15 protein-coding genes are annotated in these 15,734 nt (G+C 37.6%); 9 read left to right on the forward strand and 6 right to left on the reverse strand.

The annotated features are described in order from the left end of the window. Positions 1-114 precede the first annotated feature (114 nt). Positions 115-1,632, reverse strand: a complete 1,518-nt coding sequence (adh, locus tag MF646_RS14535) for an aldehyde dehydrogenase (protein ID WP_250097237.1) — start codon at positions 1,630-1,632, stop codon at positions 115-117. 323 nt (positions 1,633-1,955) lie between these two features. Here adh and MF646_RS14540 point away from each other — a divergent pair, with 323 nt between their 5' ends. From MF646_RS14540 to MF646_RS14565, 6 genes are all read left to right on the forward strand, one after another. Then, entirely contained in the window at positions 1,956-2,486 is a 531-nt protein-coding gene (locus MF646_RS14540; protein WP_250097238.1) for an RNA polymerase sigma factor, read from the forward strand. Further along, positions 2,483-3,361 carry a hypothetical protein gene (locus tag MF646_RS14545; RefSeq protein WP_250097239.1) on the forward strand — a complete coding sequence of 293 codons (879 nt, stop codon included), beginning with the start codon at positions 2,483-2,485 and terminating at the stop codon, positions 3,359-3,361. The genes MF646_RS14540 and MF646_RS14545 overlap by 4 nt, the downstream gene beginning before the upstream one ends. Positions 3,362-3,566: 205 nt before the next feature. Further along, on the forward strand, positions 3,567-5,354 hold the full coding sequence (pepF, locus tag MF646_RS14550) for an oligoendopeptidase F (RefSeq protein ID WP_250097240.1): 1,788 nt from the start codon (positions 3,567-3,569) through the stop codon (positions 5,352-5,354). A 269-nt stretch (positions 5,355-5,623) separates the two neighbouring features. Continuing rightward, the gene (locus tag MF646_RS14555; protein WP_250097356.1) at positions 5,624-6,823 is read left to right on the forward strand and encodes an MFS transporter; all 1,200 of its coding nucleotides are present in this window, start codon (positions 5,624-5,626) and stop codon (positions 6,821-6,823) included. 19 nt (positions 6,824-6,842) lie between these two features. Continuing rightward, positions 6,843-7,145 carry a hypothetical protein gene (locus MF646_RS14560; RefSeq protein WP_250097241.1) on the forward strand — a complete coding sequence of 101 codons (303 nt, stop codon included), beginning with the start codon at positions 6,843-6,845 and terminating at the stop codon, positions 7,143-7,145. 77 nt (positions 7,146-7,222) lie between these two features. Then, positions 7,223-9,184 carry a tripartite tricarboxylate transporter permease gene (locus tag MF646_RS14565; protein ID WP_250097242.1) on the forward strand — a complete coding sequence of 654 codons (1,962 nt, stop codon included), beginning with the start codon at positions 7,223-7,225 and terminating at the stop codon, positions 9,182-9,184. 54 nt (positions 9,185-9,238) lie between these two features. On the opposite strand, the gene MF646_RS14570 is transcribed toward MF646_RS14565, so the two are convergent. Beyond that, positions 9,239-10,204 (reverse strand): tripartite tricarboxylate transporter substrate binding protein, encoded by a 966-nt coding sequence (locus MF646_RS14570; RefSeq protein WP_250097243.1) that lies wholly within the window; start codon positions 10,202-10,204, stop codon positions 9,239-9,241. 100 nt (positions 10,205-10,304) lie between these two features. After that, a complete protein-coding gene (locus MF646_RS14575; protein ID WP_250097244.1) occupies positions 10,305-10,937 on the reverse strand; it encodes a YitT family protein in 633 nt (210 codons plus the stop codon). A 212-nt stretch (positions 10,938-11,149) separates the two neighbouring features. Between MF646_RS14575 and MF646_RS14580 the strand changes: the two genes are divergently transcribed. After that, complete coding sequence (locus MF646_RS14580) at positions 11,150-11,248, forward strand: YjcZ family sporulation protein (RefSeq protein WP_250097245.1); 99 nt, start codon at positions 11,150-11,152, stop codon at positions 11,246-11,248. A 141-nt stretch (positions 11,249-11,389) separates the two neighbouring features. Beyond that, positions 11,390-12,019, forward strand: a complete 630-nt coding sequence (locus tag MF646_RS14585) for a LysE family transporter (protein WP_250097246.1) — start codon at positions 11,390-11,392, stop codon at positions 12,017-12,019. On the opposite strand, the gene MF646_RS14590 is transcribed toward MF646_RS14585, so the two are convergent. Then, positions 12,003-13,379 (reverse strand): amino acid permease, encoded by a 1,377-nt coding sequence (locus MF646_RS14590; RefSeq protein WP_420842512.1) that lies wholly within the window; start codon positions 13,377-13,379, stop codon positions 12,003-12,005. The genes MF646_RS14585 and MF646_RS14590 overlap by 17 nt on opposite strands. 153 nt (positions 13,380-13,532) lie before the next feature. On the opposite strand from MF646_RS14590, the gene MF646_RS14595 reads away from it, so the two are divergent. After that, the gene (locus MF646_RS14595) at positions 13,533-14,411 is read left to right on the forward strand and encodes a metal-dependent hydrolase (protein WP_250097248.1); all 879 of its coding nucleotides are present in this window, start codon (positions 13,533-13,535) and stop codon (positions 14,409-14,411) included. A 13-nt stretch (positions 14,412-14,424) separates the two neighbouring features. Here MF646_RS14595 and MF646_RS14600 read toward each other — a convergent pair whose 3' ends face one another. Both MF646_RS14600 and MF646_RS14605 read right to left on the reverse strand, forming a co-directional pair. Beyond that, on the reverse strand, positions 14,425-14,610 hold the full coding sequence (locus MF646_RS14600) for a hypothetical protein (RefSeq protein WP_250097249.1): 186 nt from the start codon (positions 14,608-14,610) through the stop codon (positions 14,425-14,427). A 202-nt stretch (positions 14,611-14,812) separates the two neighbouring features. Continuing rightward, positions 14,813-15,727 carry an MBL fold metallo-hydrolase gene (locus MF646_RS14605; protein WP_250097250.1) on the reverse strand — a complete coding sequence of 305 codons (915 nt, stop codon included), beginning with the start codon at positions 15,725-15,727 and terminating at the stop codon, positions 14,813-14,815. Positions 15,728-15,734: the final 7 nt, after the last annotated feature.

Below are 15,734 nucleotides of genomic sequence, written 5' to 3' on the forward strand. Positions count from 1 at the left end.
CCCCACGCCGTGCGCCTTTTGAGAAGATCGCTCAAAAGGCTTAAAAGATAACGGCGGCTCCGCACATCGCTTAGATTAAAGTAAAAAAGGAAAAATCGCCTTTTTTACTTTAATCTAAAAAAATCCTAATGCGTCTGGGCTGTAGCTTACTAGCATGTTTTTTGTTTGTTGGTAATGTGAGAGCATCATTTTATGGTTTTCGCGTCCGACACCAGATGCTTTATAACCACCAAATGCTGCATGTGCAGGATAAGCATGATAGCAATTTGTCCATACACGACCTGCTTCAATGTTTCTGCCAAAACGATAAGCTTTGTTTATATCGCGGGTCCATATACCTGCTCCAAGTCCATAAAGTGTATCATTGGCAATTTGCAATGCTTCTTCTTCATCCTTATAAGTTGTGACAGAAACAACGGGACCGAAAATTTCTTCTTGAAAGATTCGCATCTTATTGTGCCCTTTAAAAACAGTAGGTTGGATATAGTACCCATTTTCGAATCCCTTAATGATATTTCTTTCCCCACCGGTTAAGCACTCTGCTCCTTCTTGCTTTCCGATATCTAAGTACGATATTATTTTTTCCATTTGTTCATTTGATGCTTGAGCTCCCATCATCGTAGATACATCAAGCGGGTTTCCTATCTTTATTTCTTTTACCCTAGCAAGAGCTCGTTCCATAAACTGATCGTACATCGATTCAGGGATGAGTGCACGAGAAGGGCATGTACATACTTCACCTTGATTTAAAGCAAAAAGAACAAATCCTTCTATCGCTTTATTCAAAAAGGCGTCATCTTCCGCCATTACATCTTCAAAAAATATATTTGGTGATTTTCCTCCAAGTTCTAATGTGACTGGAATAATATTTTGAGAAGCGTATTGCATAATTAATCGACCTGTAGTTGTTTCCCCAGTAAAGGCTACTTTAGCGATTCTGGAGCTAGTAGCCAGTGGTTTTCCTGCTTCAACTCCAAATCCATTTACTACATTTAATACACCAGGTGGTAGAAGGTCCTGGATTAATTCTAGTAACACCATAATTGAAGCTGGGGTTTGCTCTGCTGGTTTAAGAACGATGCAGTTACCAGCTGCTAAAGCAGGGGCTATCTTCCAAACGGCCATTAAGATTGGAAAGTTCCAAGGGATAATCTGACCTACAACCCCTAATGGATCATGGAAGTGATAAGCAACCGTATCATTATCAATTTGACTAATAGAGCCCTCTTGAGAGCGGATGACTCCTGCGAAATAGCGGAAATGGTCAACCGCGAGCGGGAGATCTGCGTTCAATGTTTCGCGCACTGCTTTTCCGTTATCCCATGTTTCAGCAACAGCTAACATCTCAAGGTTTTCTTCGATCCGATCAGCAATTTTATTTAGAATATTCGCTCTTTCCGTAACTGACGTTTTCCCCCAAGAAGCTTTCGCCGCATGTGCAGCATCAAGGGCAAGTTCAATGTCTTCGGCAGTCGACCTTGCAACCTCACAAAAAACATTCCCAGTAACAGGGGTTACATTTTCAAAATATTGACCTTTCACAGGGGTTGTCCATTCTCCATTAATATAATTCTCATACTTTTTCTTAAAGGTTATTTTCGAATTGGGTGTACCTGGTTGAGCATAGATCATTTTTTATTTTCCTCCTTGAAAGAGAGTAGTGGTTCTCTCTTATTAACTTTATAAAATGCCTACATAAAAGGTGTATTATCGTGACTACTAGATTATTCATATAAAATAGATGTTTTTGGAAAAAATTTTAATAAAGCTGCTATATTAACAAACTAGTAAACTTCAGTTAGACTTAATATCAAAGTTTAAGTGTCATTGTTTCTTATTTATACAGGCAGTCGTCATAAAAAGAAGAGATATCTTTGTAAGTTGAAACCTTTTGTCATGATTGGTCGTTTCATTAGTAGAGAAATAAGTTGAGAGTATAGACGGAGGTTGCAAACATGGAAGAACAATTAATCGAGCGGGCCAAGAAAGGCGATGATGACGCCTTCCAGCAATTAATTGAGCAACACCTTAAGACAGTTGAAAAATTCGCCTTTCAAATTGGTGTCTCACCAACTCACATTGAAGATGTAACTCAAGAAGTCTTTATTAAGGTGTATCGTTTTATTCATAAACACAACCGTGGAAAATTTACAACATGGCTTTATTCGATTACGTTAAATGTTATCCGAGATTTTTATCGAAAAGAAAAACAAATGAAAAGAAAAACAGTTGAACTACAAAAGTATGCCTCACAGCAAATGTACTTTAATGACCATTTTGATGAGGAAGCCCAAGAACTGCATCAAATGATCCATGGTTTAGAAGAGAAATACAAAATTCCTATTGTATTACATTTTTTTCATGGGCAAAATTACCAAGAGATCGCTAAGGTACTAGGAGTAACAGAAGGGGCAATCAAAACGAGAATTTTACGTGCAAAGCAAAAACTCAAGGCGGAGTATGAAAAAGTAGGTGAGCAACTATGAGCAGAAACAATTTTGATGAGACGATGGAACGATTAAATAAATATTATGAAAAAATGCCGACTCAATCATCCTCTGCGGATATAATGGCTAATATAAAAAAGAGAAAGAAACGAAACTGGTCTTGGGCGAGGTCGTATCAACGTTGGCAAGTAGCAGCATTGGTTGTTCTTATGTTAGGAATTGGCTATGTGCTAGGTGCTAGTCAGTTTTCAGGTGGCAATGAATCAGCATCGCCAATTGATTCAGCATCTGATCAAGCGCCTATGGAGAGTATGAGTATCATGATGGCAGAAGAAGAGGCTGCAGATCAAGAAGCTGTTGGGGAGAATAGAATTCTTGAATCCTTGACTGATGAAGAGACAAAGTGGATTCAGATTGTTGATGAAGAGGGAATGAACGATGAGAAGCTAGTTCGTAGATTAGAAATTGAAGGTCTCTCATTTACAACGTATTATGATCATGAATTTGAGTTGGAACAAGTTACAAATGAGCAAGGACAGTCCATTAAAATTTTTGCAAATTATGGTCAAGGTCGTGTTGAACCAGTACTATTTGAAGTTCATAAATTTGCCGATTCTAACAGCTACGATCAAGCAGTTGAAGCTTATAAAACAATGATGAGTGAGTCAGGGTATAGCGAAGTTGAAGCAAATAACTATTTTGAGACCATTGGGGTTCCAGGGCAAGGTGTGGAAGAGTTTATGTTTGAAAAAGATGGCATGTACGCTCATGTAGTTCCAGTTGAACATGTAGATGGTTATTATTTTCTAAGAACAAGTTCTTTTAGCATTGACAATACAGAAATGATTGAATACAGTGAAGGATTTAGTCGAGAGCTAAAGGTGATCCTTGATGAGTTTAGTTGGGTTTATTAGTAACTTGAAAAATTAAACAAATAGGTTGTTTTAGAAGGCACTGAAAAAAGGAAACCAACTTTTTCAGTGCCTTCGTTGTTTTGGGCTTTCATTTCTCTAATATTAAGTAAGTCATATTGTCCTTTTTCTTTGTAACTAATTCAAAATGTAGTAACATATAACTGAAATGGAATACATAGGAGTCGATGGAAGGGAGCTTGATCAAATGCCACAGTATAAATCAAGAGAAGAAGTCCCATTAGAGGAAAAGTGGAATTTAGCTGATATTTATGAAGACATTTCACATTGGGAAAAGGACTTACAATCAGTTGAAGAGCGATTGCCAAAGTTAAAAGAGTTTGATGGGAGCATTAACGATGCAAAGTCGTTATATGATTATCTTGTCCTTAGTGAGGAAACAGGTTATACGTTTAAAAAAGTGTATGTTTATGCAATGCTTCAAGTGGATTTGGACACGAGAGATTCTAATTCTCAATCGTATCTAGATCGTGCTAAAACACTTGGTGTTAAACTTAGTTCAGCAACATCGTTCTTTATGCCATTTCTCTTAAGTTTAGAGGAGAGTACATTGAAAGGCTATATTAGTGAAATTGATGGCCTTACGTATTTTGAAGAAGACCTTTTAGAGTCGTATCGTTATAAAAAGCATGTACTTACAAAAGAAAAAGAGGAAGTTTTATCAGATCTAGGAGAGGCTCTTTCAGCTCCAAGTAATACGTTTGGAATGATTAATAATGCTGATATTAAGTTTGGTGAAGTAACAACAAAAGAGGGAGAGAAAGTTGAACTGACAAGAGGTATGTATTCAAAATTAATTGAAGACGAAAATCGTGATGTCCGTCTTGAAGCATATAAAGCGTATTATCAGCCATATGTTCAACTTAAAAATACGATTGCATCTACCTTATCTTCAGCGATTAAAAATAATGTGACGTTATCGAAAATGCGTCAATATCCTTCTGCTTTAGAGAAATCTTTATTCTCTGATATGGTTCCAAAAGAAGTGTATGATAATTTAATTGAAGCAACTAAAGCAAATATTGCACCGTTACATCGTTATGCGGCGATTCGAAAAGAAGTCCTTGGGCTTGAAGAGCTACGTCAGTATGACTTGAATGTTCCTTTAGTAAAGGATGTTAAAGAGGACATTTCTTTTGAGGAAGCATATGACACCATGTTAAAAAGCTTGGCGCCACTTGGAGAAGAATATGTTGAAACTTTACGTAGCTTCAAAGAAAAGCGCTATTTTGATGTTAGAGAAACACCGGGAAAAAGATCAGGAGCTTATAATTTAGGTCTTTACGGGGTTCATCCATTTGTACTGCTTAATCATCAAGATGACTTAGATAGTTTATTTACACTTGTACACGAGTGCGGACATGCGATGCATTCATGGTACTCATCCAAACATCAACCCCAAATTACGGCGGGGTATTCAATCTTCGTTGCCGAAGTAGCATCTACTGTAAATGAAGTACTTCTTATTCGCTATTTGTTAAAAACGACTGAAGATGCGAAAATGAAAAAGCATTTACTTAATCATTTTATTGACAGTTTTAGAGGTACGCTTTTTACTCAAGTAATGTTTGCTGAGTTTGAGAAAATCACACATGAAAAGGCTGGGAATGGAGAACCATTAAATGCCGATGTATTTAATGAGATATATGAGGGCATTTTTAGAGAATTTAATGGGGATGAAGTTGTCTTTGATAAGGAAGTTAAATACGGTTGGTCGCGAATCCCTCATTTTTATCGTCCGTTTTATGTATACAAATATGCAACTGGTTATGCAGCAGCCATCCATATCGCAGATCAACTTCTAGAAAGGAAGCCGGAGACGCTTGAGAAGTACTTGACTTTCTTAAAAAGTGGCAGCTCTGATTATCCACTCGAGCTACTAAAGGCAACAGGTGTTGATCTAACGAAACCAGAGCCAATTAAAAATGCATTAACGATATTCGGTGAGTTAGTTGATGAATTTTCGAAACTATAATTTTTGCTATGAGAAGGGAGTATCTAAAAGGTCAAAATTCAGGCCTTTTGGTATAGCCCTTCTTTTTTCTTGTCCTTGATCTTTTTCCCATGTATGAAATTGTAATTCCACCGCATCTTATAAAGGAATAAAACGTATGAAAAAGCATGATTTAACCCATTTGACCTACTTTTTGATACGTTTCAAGATGAATGAAGGATGTGTTATGACGATTGGCGAAAAAAGGCAAAGGCTTAGTCATATTAGCAATTGGGTCGATCCCTTTAATTATGACATTAGGAAATTCAATGCTCATACCGATCTTGCCGAGATTGGAAACTGAATTAGGGATAACTGCTTTTCAAGCAAGTTTGACAATAACAATTTTCTCAATTACAGCGGCCATTTTTATTCCAATTCTAGGATACATGTCTGACCGATTTTCAAGAAAAGCAATTATTGTGCCTGCTCTCATTCTTTACGGAATTGGTGGATTATTAGCAGGGGTATCTGCTGCCTGGTTTAATAGCGCTTATATTTGGATCATGATTGGCAGAGCATTACAAGGGATTGGCGCAGCCGGTACAGCTCCAATTGCAATGGCTTTAACAGGTGATTTGTTTAAAGGTGGAGACCAAAGTAAAGTGCTAGGGATTGTGGAAGCCTCAAATGGATTTGGTAAAGTACTTTCGCCAATTGTAGGATCGCTATTGGCTTTATTAGTTTGGTATGGTCCTTTCTGGGGATTTCCAGTATTTGTATTAATTTCTTTGCTACTAACCATGTTCTTTATTAAAGAAAAAAAGAAAAAGAAAAAAGCTCCTCCATTAGGCAAATATGTAAAGGGTTTATTTTCGGTCTTCAAACATGAAGGCAGATGGTTATTTACAGCTTATTTAGCCGGAGCAACTTGTTTGTTTACGCTTTTTGGGATTTTGTTTTATTTATCGGATACGTTGGAGACACAATATAATATCGATGGAGTACTGAAGGGTGCAATTTTAGCGATTCCGCTTCTTTTTATGATGATTACGTCTTTAACAACAGGTAGTAAAATTGGTAAAGACATAAAAAGAATGAAAAAAGTGATTATTACTGGGTTTTTATTAATGACTATTTCGTTTGCTTCGTTGGTCTTCTTTACAAGATTGGTTCCATTCATTGGTATATTAGCTATATCAAGCATCGGAACGGGCCTTGTCTTGCCTTGTTTAAATAGTCTCATTACAGGCTCTGTTGGAGCGGAACGACGAGGATTTGTGACGTCCCTCTATGGTTCAGTACGATTTCTAGGAGTGGCCGCTGGTCCACCGATCTTTGAAGCGTTAATGAATTGGTCGAGGACTGGTATGTTTTTAGCGACTGCTGGGTTAACTCTTTTCGTCGGATTATTATGTCTTGTATTAATCCATGTGAAAAATCAGAAGAACACAAGTGAAGACAGCGAAGTGACTACACTATTTAAAAAACTTCAACTAACGACAGAATAAGAACTAGGAGGAGTTCGTTTTGCAAATTTATTTTTCTCCCGAATTTTTAAAAGAGGATGCACAAGTATTAAATGTTGTAACAGATTCGAATAAGCCGGTTGGATACATGGCCTTTTTAATGGAAGAAGAAAAGAAAAAAATGTATGTTTATGGGCAGTTGCAAGAAGAGGGAGTATATGAGGACTTTAAAGATTTAGTGAAACCATACTTAGAAGGATTAAAAAAATTAAAACCAGATTTAGAAGTGTATTCTTACTTATCAGTTGGTGGGAAGAAAGTTGAATTAGGAGAAGGAGAAGGAGAAGAGGATAAAGAAGAATAGTCTCTAAATTTGTGTACACACACTAATTCAGAATTAGGTGAATATCATATCCTAGCTTAAAAAAGGGGGGCTAGGATATGGATTTTTTTTGGCAGGTGTTCGAGATCCATCACGTGCTCGTCCTGTTTCTAGGTTTACTACTTGGCATTGTTGTAGGAGCACTGCCGGGACTAACGCCAACTATGGGTGTTGCTCTTATGATACCTTTTACGTTTGCACTTGGGCCAACAGAGGGGTTAATTCTACTAGGTGGTATTTATTGCGGAAGTGTATTTGGAGGGTCCATACCAGCGATATTATTTAATGTTCCTGGTGCACCTGCAAATGTTGCAACAACCTTTGACGGTTACCCAATGACCAAACAAGGGAAATCCAGAAAGGCGCTGGAGTTAGCTACGATATCCTCGGTAATCGGCGGATTATTTGGGATGTTTTTGTTGCTATTTTTTGCGCCAGTATTTGCTGATTTCTCATTAAGGTTCGGACCGACAGAGAGCTTTTGGATCGCAATATTTGGAATAACCGTTATTGCAGCGATTTCTGATGGGGCAGTCACTAAGAACTTAATCGGTGGTTGTATAGGGATTGGCTTATCATTTGTAGGGATTAGTATGATTACAGGTACAGCTCGCTTTACGTTTGGTATGGACTCATTAGTTGGAGGGCTACATATGGTAGCTGTGTTAATAGGGCTGTTCGCCTTTCCGCAAGCGTTACGAATGATTGAGGATTTTCGAGAAAATTCTAGAGGAGAAAATAAGCAGAATGGCTATAAGCCATCCCGATCATCAATTAGAGAGTCTTTTGGGGATGTCTTAAAAAAACCAAAATATGTAACTATTGGTAGTGGATTAGGCGCGTTTATTGGAATGATCCCTGGAGCAGGAGGGAATATTGCCAGTTTACTAGCTTATAATGAAGCAAAGCGTTTCTCTAAAAAGAAAGACCAATTTGGAAAAGGCGATAAAAATGGGATTATCGCATCAGAAAGTTCGAATAATGCGATGGTCGGAGGTTCACTTATTCCATTACTAACGCTTGGTATTCCTGGATCACCAACCGCAGCAATATTTTTGGGCGGATTGCTCATTCACGGTATTTGGCCAGGGAATAACCTATTTGTTGATCATGCTCATGTAGCATATACATTTCTATATAGTATGATTGCTGCACAAATCTTACTACTCGTGCTTGGCCTTTCACTTATTAAATATATGACAAGGCTTACCTCTATTCCAGCTTACTTTATGGCTCCTGTTATTCTTTCATTTTCGATCATTGGTGCTTATACAACGCAAAACAATTTATTTGATATTTATACGGTTGTCATTTTAGGTTTACTAATGTTCTGTTTGCAAAAATATGGGTTTTCTCCAGCTCCCATTGCATTAGGTTTCATCCTAGGTCCAATAGCGGAGCAAGGGTTACTACAAGGACTTCAACTGGGCGGGGCTCGCGGTTCAGTTTTTGCTTATTTTTTTACAGGAACGTGGAACGTAATTTTATATAGCTTAGTATTGTTGACGATGGTTTTGGCAATAAGGCAAGCCGTAAACAAAAATAAAACTTTACGAAAAAAGAAACCTCAATTCACTCTTAAAGGATTAGGTACAACATATGCTTGGGCTTGGCTCCTCGTTGGAGGGGGAATTCTTAGCTCGATTTATATGATGTCTTCAATGCAATTTGAGCAAAAAATCTTCCCTCTTATTAATGCAGGTTTTCTCTTTCTTTTAGTTATGATTGAGTATGGTAAGAAAGCTTTTGTTAGTCAGGACACTAAAGGTATTTCACAACAACGAAGATCATGGTCGTTATATGTACTTATTGTTATAGTCTCAATTGTTAGCTTATTAACTACATTTATCGGCTACTATACTCAAGTATTACTATTAATGATTACGATACCACTGTTTGTTTATTTAAAATACAAACAAAAGGAATCATCTTTAACGATACGGAAGATAGTTATTGTCTCTTTTTCATTTACACTCGTTCTGTATGTCGTTTTCTCTATACTATTAAAGGTTCCAATTTAAAAATAAAGGGGTCTGATCCTACCCAATGGGGTAGGGTCAGACCCCTAATCTTTTTTACTCGGTTACACCAATTGATTTTAATAATTCCTCATAAATGTCAGTTCTAGCTTCCATGTCCGCTATAACTTCATTGCGGTTCATAATAAGCATATCGGCTCCAGCCTGTTCCATTTCAGCTAGGAACTTTTCATCTTGTAGAATGCTCAGAAATGCTTCTTCTAGCTTTTCAATGACTTCCGTAGGAGTATCTTTTCTGGCTGCAATACCACGGTCTGTACTCATAACGATTGGATAGCCTAATTCAGTAAATGTTGGGATATCAGGTGAAAAGGGATGGCGTTCTTCTGTTGCTATTGCAAGTGGGATTACTTCATCACCTAGGCGATAAATGTCAGAAAGGTTACCGGCAACAACATCTGTATGGCCACCAAGAACAGAGGCAATGGCGTCAGCTGCTCCTTGAAAAGGGACATCTTCAAGGTTAATATCTGCTGCGTTCTCTAGCATTAAAGTCGCCAAATGTTGACCAACATATAACCCCGCATTCCCAACCGTAATCGTGCCAGGAGAACGTCTGGCTTTGTCAATCAATTCCTCTAAATTTGTAATACTACTGTCTGCTCTTACCGCAAAAACTGTTGGATCTCCGCCCCAGTTAACAAGTGGCTCAAACGTATCGACTTCAAAGCTCGTTTGGCTAACTAACGGTTGAGTTATGATATGAGGAAGATTATAAGCTGCTAATGTATATCCATCTGGTTCCACTGTTGAAAATGAGTTCCACCCGACTTGACCGCCTCCACCTGGCCTATTTACGATGACAAGTTCTTGCCCAAGGTACTCACTAGCATACTTTGAGATAATTCTTGCTTGGGTGTCAGTAGCAGCTCCTGGAGAAAAAGCAACAATCAACTGAATGCTCTTGTCTGGAAATTCTTCGGTGGTGGGTGAAGAGTCTGAACAGCTTGCTAAAAAAAGAACAATAAAACAACCCAACAATGCGACCAAGCTTTTTTTCATAGTTACACATCCTTCGAAAAATTTACCTTCATATGAAGGATATGCCAAAAATACATAATAGAATGTTGTCTATAAGAAAAAGCGATACATATACGATGATCTATCGCTTTACACTTTTTTTCCTCCAACCTTGTATAGGTTGTTCAAAAAGTAACATTGTTCTTAAACGGAAAATAACATCAACCATTTTTGTAGAGAGCCATTGAGAAATTAGTGCTTGAATAACAATGGGCCAGGCAATGATTGAGCCGGTTACAATAAAAATGGAACCATTCAGAAGAAAAAGGGGCCTTCCTGGGGCAATGTCTCGAACGTTTGCTATGATAAGGGCAAGGACGCCCATCCCGCCATTTGAGACACCTTGGCGAAGAAGAATTCCTACACCAACTCCTAAAATAATGGATCCAATGACTAAATCAATCCAAACATTGTTATAGGGCCTGTACAACTCAAAACTGAATAAATGAACACTTAAGGATGTAATGGTAATCCCGTACATCGTTCCAATTGCACTTGCATTTCCAAGCCAATATATAGCAGCAACAAGCATTGAAAAGTTTACGAGCCATAAAGCAAAACTCAATGGAATATTTACCCAATAATTGAGCAAAACAGCAATTCCACCTGCACCACCTGAAGGAATTGAATGAGGAAAAAGAAAAAGTGCCATTCCAATGCCTTGAATGAACCCTCCGCACGTAATTAATAAATATGACCGTAATGAATGTACCATAGTAGCTCCTATAGTTTATTTGTTATTGTCGAGTTCTTGTCCTTATATCATTGTATTAGCTTTTTACATATTTATGTTAGCAGCTTTTCAAGGTTCATTGAATTACGCAGTTTTATTTTTTTAAGAAAATTGTAAAGAGCCCAAACGAAATAAAAGAATAAACATAGGATAGGATTGTAAGTTAACAATGAATCAAAAGGGGATGATTTTTCATGTCACACACAACTGCAGGTTACGGCGGCGGATTCGCGTTATTAGTAGTGCTGTTTATTTTATTAATCATTATTGGATGTAGCTGGTGCGGCTATTAATTTGCATTTTCAAGAGGGCTGGCTCATAAAGTCAGCTTTCTTTTTTTGTTAAAATCTTGTCCTAATAACCTAAATCATTTCATAGACTTGTACAAGCGTTAAAGTTGTCCGTCGTAAGATTGATGATTGGAGGATGGTTCTATGAGTGTGTTTTTAGGGTACATATTTTTAGGATTAAGTTTGGCTGCACCTATTGGTCCGGTTAATGCAGCCCAATTAGATCGTGGAATAAAAAGCGGTTTTTTTCATGCGTGGCTTGTCGGTTTAGGTGCTACTGTTGCGGATGCTTTTTATATGTTACTTGTTTTTGTTGGAGTGGTGCAATTTATTGAAATACCAATCATTCAAACGTTTCTATGGATTTTCGGTTTTTTTGTTTTAGTGTATACGGGGATTGAGAGTATTTCTGGGGCAGGAAGGATTTCCGCTACAAATATGAGGAGTTCAAAGGATTCACATTTGAAATCCTTCTTCTCGGGCTTTTTTATGTCACTATTTAACCCACTAACGATATTATTTTGGCTCGGAATCTTTGGATCCATTTTGGCAAAAACGGTGACGACTTATGGGACAAGTCAAGTGGTTTTATATAGTGCTGCCATCTTTATTGGTATAACTGTGTGGGATATAACTATGGCAGCACTTGCTAGTACATTGCGAAAATACCTTACGAATAGACTGTTAACCATCATTTCAATCGTTTCTGGTTTTTCCCTTATTGGATTTGGAGTTTACTTTGGGATTCAAGCATTTCTTATTCTAACTTCGTAAATAAAGAAGGGCTAGGCGGTTTATCATCTTCTTTCTTCTTCCAAAAATGGCTCATAATTAATGTAACAATAGCTACCACTAGGATAAAAACAAGGCTTATATAGAAGCCTGGTCGGCTTGTTTGATGAAACACCGTACCAATAACAGCAAGGAGAATGAAGACAAAACCAAGAACTCGCTTTATTTTGTCCTTTGTCGTTAATTCTAATAAACGTCCGTACGATCCTAAGATGAAAATCCAGTTATATAGCAACATAATTCCAGCTGCCGTCGTTACATATTCGTAAAGGCGGCCTGGGATGATAATGGCAAGAATAATAGAGACGACCATTCCAGCGGCTGTTAGACCAATTGCTGGTAAAGCAATGTTTTTCCCAATTCTTTTAGAAAATAAAGTAGGGGCATCTCGGTCTTCCGCTAAAGTAACAAGAATTCGAATAACAGCAAATAAAGAGGCTACCATCGTTGAAAAGCCTGCAATTATAAATACAGCATTAAAGAAATGATTTACATAAGGAACATTAAAAGCATTAAGTGCAGTTACAAACGGACTTTGCTCTGTCGTGAAGTTATTCCAAGAAACCATAAGCAAGGCTAGTCCAATAGAAGCAATGTAAATAATTGCTAGGACTGTAAGCATTACTTTACCCGATTTCGGTGCTTCTTTCATATTTTTTAAACGTATGGCAATTAAACCCATAATTTCGATCCCCGCAAAGCCGTAAAATCCGTAGATGAAAGCAGGAAGTAATCCAGTAAGTCCATTCGGAAAAAGGGAATCGAAAGTTCTTGGAAGGGGGACATCTTCTCCACCTTGACCGAATATTCCAAATAAGGCTAAAATGGCTAAAATAATAAACATGAGAATGGCTGCAACTTTTAGAACTGCCAAAAGGTTTTCAACACGGTCAAAGCTCTTTGTTCCAACTACTATAACAAGAATTCCAAGAGCAGCATATACACAAGCAAATACCCATAAAGGAACGGCTGGGAACCAAAATCTAGTGAAGATCGATAATGCAGTCATTTGACTTCCCATAATTAGCATTTCTGATAACCAATATACCCAACCACTACTAAAGCCTGCCCAGCGACCATAGGCTTTTTTTGCGTATGAACGAAACGATCCTTTTTGCGGATCAGCCATTGTCATCTTTGCCAGTGCTTCATAAACAAAATAGGTTCCAACAGCAGCTAAGGCAAAGGCAAATAAAACGGAAGGGCCAGCCATATCAATAGCAATGCTTGATCCGAGAAAAAAACCTGTACCAATTGTACCGGCTATACCTAGTAAGGATAATTCCCACCATTTCAATGGTTTTTCCGCTTGTTCACCAGCTTTTGTCTTCAAGTTTATCACTCCTCATTCGAAATTATTGTTCGAAAAAGAAGCGTTGTTTATGTAATGAATGAGATAGAATTTATGATTTATTAAATGGGAAGCGTCTTTCATTTGGATTACATCGTAGAAATGGTTATGATATAGGAAGGACAAAAAGGGTAGGGAAGCATTATGGACACAGTAACTCACACGTTGTTTGGTTTAACAACGTACGGCGCAGTGAAGAAAGAGGAAATGGACCGAAATACAAAAAGAGCATTGCTATTTTCTGCTTTGACTGCAAGCCAAATTCCGGATATAGATGTGGTTGCTAATATAACGGAAACCGGTAAAGTAATGGAACAAATGTGGCATAGAGGGTTAACGCATTCGTTTTTTCTTGTACCAATATGGGCCGGACTTATTTATGTAGTTGCCTATTTTATTTGGAAGCGTAAAGACTTACTTATTTTCTATTTGGCTATGGTAAATGTCGCAATACATAACGCGTCAGATGCATTAAATGCTTGGGGAACAGGGGTTTTTGAACCACTTTCACAGATGAGGGTGACGCTTGGAGTTATCCCAATTGTTGACTTAGTGATCTGGTCGATTATTTTATTTGGTTTCGTCATTATTAGGATCAAAAGGGATATACAACGGTATAAAGTATGGAGATATGTTTGGGTTGGTATCGCTTTACACATATTCATCCAGGGAACTCAAGGGATACTCATTTATCAAGAAGCGATAAAAGATTATGAAGAAGTGGCTCTCTCAGCTAGTTTCCTCCCAGGTCATTTTTCGGTTATTGGAAAAAACTCAGATATTGTCACACTTTCTAATGCAACGGTTTGGGGAGGAAAAGTTGTGAATGAAACCATTGTATCAATGGATGAGGCTAATTTAGAGCCACTTTATCAAGCAAATCCGAAAGCGGAAGTATTAGTGGAATGGGCACCATTTGTCGTAGTAGTTGAAACAGATGAAATACTTGGGGTGTATGATCCACGTTTTTATCGGGACGGTTCGTCTTTTTTGTTTGAATATATTAACATTAACCGAGATTAGAGTGACAATTAGTTCACTCTTTCTTTTCTTGGTTATGAGTATTTTTCGTTCGTTCACGTTGATACCTTACGATAATCGACATAAGCTCCGCTTTTGAAATAAAATCTCCAAATTCCTGTGAATATTTGTGCTGCAGTTTCTCAAGGTGCTTTAGTGACTTTTTGCTTAAGCGAGAAAATTGTTTTTCTGATAAATCCATTTGTATTCTCCCTTCTATAGTAAACCTATATATTATATGCAGGAATATCGATAATATTTCTACGAAAAAAGGCGGAATTTAGAACCGAAAAGCAGGGGGTGACGAAATACAAGCAGTAGATTAAAGGAAGTAATAGAAATTATAATGAGCCAGTCTTTTCGCATTGAAAGCAAACTGGCTACTATCATTTTTATTAGAGGCTCTACAATAAGATTGTCTCTCCTATTTTCAAAGTGTTTAACTTTTTGTCCGGTGTGTTTCTGCGGGACCATTCAGCATGCAGTCTTTCTAACGCTTCAGGACCCGTATCCATTGATAGTCGGTAAGTCCCGTAATGCATCGGTACAAATGTTTGTGCACCAAGGTCTAAAAATGCTTGTACCGCCTGTTCTGGGTTCATATGTTGCAATCCTGACATCCATTCCGGTTCATAATCGCCTATTGGCATAAAAGCCGTATCAATCGTAAAACGATTCCCAATATCATAAAACCCACGAAAATAACCAGTATCTCCAGCAAAATAAAATGTATGTTGATCAGTTTGAATGATCCAGCCTCCCCAATGTGCACGATTTTTATCAAAGAGATTTCTTCGGCTCCAATGTTGAGCGGGAACGAAATGGAGTTTGGTATCTTTGTACTTGTATGAATTCCACCAATTGGCCTCACTAACTGATGTGATTTTTCGTTGTTTAAATAGTTTTTTTAATCCTTGAGGTACGAAAAAATGAGGATTTCCTTTTAGTCTTCTAATGGATGAAAATTCAAGATGATCAAAATGTGCATGGGAGATGACGACGATATCTATTTCTGGTAACTTTTCAAGTTCAATCCCTAATGGAACCAATCTTCTTTCCGTTCCCATCCGTTTAGAAAAGACAGGATCTGTTAAAATATTGAGTCCGTGACATTGTATGAAGAAGGTAGAGTGACCAATCCATGTATACGTCATATGGGAGCGATTTTGTTGGAGATAGTGAATATTTGTATTCTCTTCTATGGGGATACGGCTTGTTAAATCCTTGCCTTTATTACGAATTCGAAAATAATGATACAACTTTCGAAGATTCACTTTATTTTTATCGATATTATCTAAATTTTGAAAAGGTCTCTTCAAAACAGAT

The organism is Halalkalibacter alkaliphilus (genome assembly GCF_023555415.1).
Taxonomy (GTDB): domain Bacteria; phylum Bacillota; class Bacilli; order Bacillales; family Bacillaceae_D; genus Halalkalibacter; species Halalkalibacter alkaliphilus.

What these genes read in the sequence shown, in the direction of transcription:
- adh (WP_250097237.1), bottom strand. Translation starts at nt 1,632, where the DNA reads ATGATCTATGCTCAACCAGGTACACCCAATTCGAAAATAACCTTTAAG.
- MF646_RS14540 (WP_250097238.1), top strand. Translation starts at nt 1,956, where the DNA reads ATGGAAGAACAATTAATCGAGCGGGCCAAGAAAGGCGATGATGACGCC.
- MF646_RS14545 (WP_250097239.1), top strand. Translation starts at nt 2,483, where the DNA reads ATGAGCAGAAACAATTTTGATGAGACGATGGAACGATTAAATAAATAT.
- pepF (WP_250097240.1), top strand. Translation starts at nt 3,567, where the DNA reads ATGCCACAGTATAAATCAAGAGAAGAAGTCCCATTAGAGGAAAAGTGG.
- MF646_RS14555 (WP_250097356.1), top strand. Translation starts at nt 5,624, where the DNA reads ATGACATTAGGAAATTCAATGCTCATACCGATCTTGCCGAGATTGGAA.
- MF646_RS14565 (WP_250097242.1), top strand. Translation starts at nt 7,223, where the DNA reads ATGGATTTTTTTTGGCAGGTGTTCGAGATCCATCACGTGCTCGTCCTG.
- MF646_RS14570 (WP_250097243.1), bottom strand. Translation starts at nt 10,204, where the DNA reads ATGAAAAAAAGCTTGGTCGCATTGTTGGGTTGTTTTATTGTTCTTTTT.
- MF646_RS14575 (WP_250097244.1), bottom strand. Translation starts at nt 10,937, where the DNA reads ATGGTACATTCATTACGGTCATATTTATTAATTACGTGCGGAGGGTTC.
- MF646_RS14580 (WP_250097245.1), top strand. Translation starts at nt 11,150, where the DNA reads ATGTCACACACAACTGCAGGTTACGGCGGCGGATTCGCGTTATTAGTA.
- MF646_RS14585 (WP_250097246.1), top strand. Translation starts at nt 11,390, where the DNA reads ATGAGTGTGTTTTTAGGGTACATATTTTTAGGATTAAGTTTGGCTGCA.
- MF646_RS14595 (WP_250097248.1), top strand. Translation starts at nt 13,533, where the DNA reads ATGGACACAGTAACTCACACGTTGTTTGGTTTAACAACGTACGGCGCA.
- MF646_RS14600 (WP_250097249.1), bottom strand. Translation starts at nt 14,610, where the DNA reads ATGGATTTATCAGAAAAACAATTTTCTCGCTTAAGCAAAAAGTCACTA.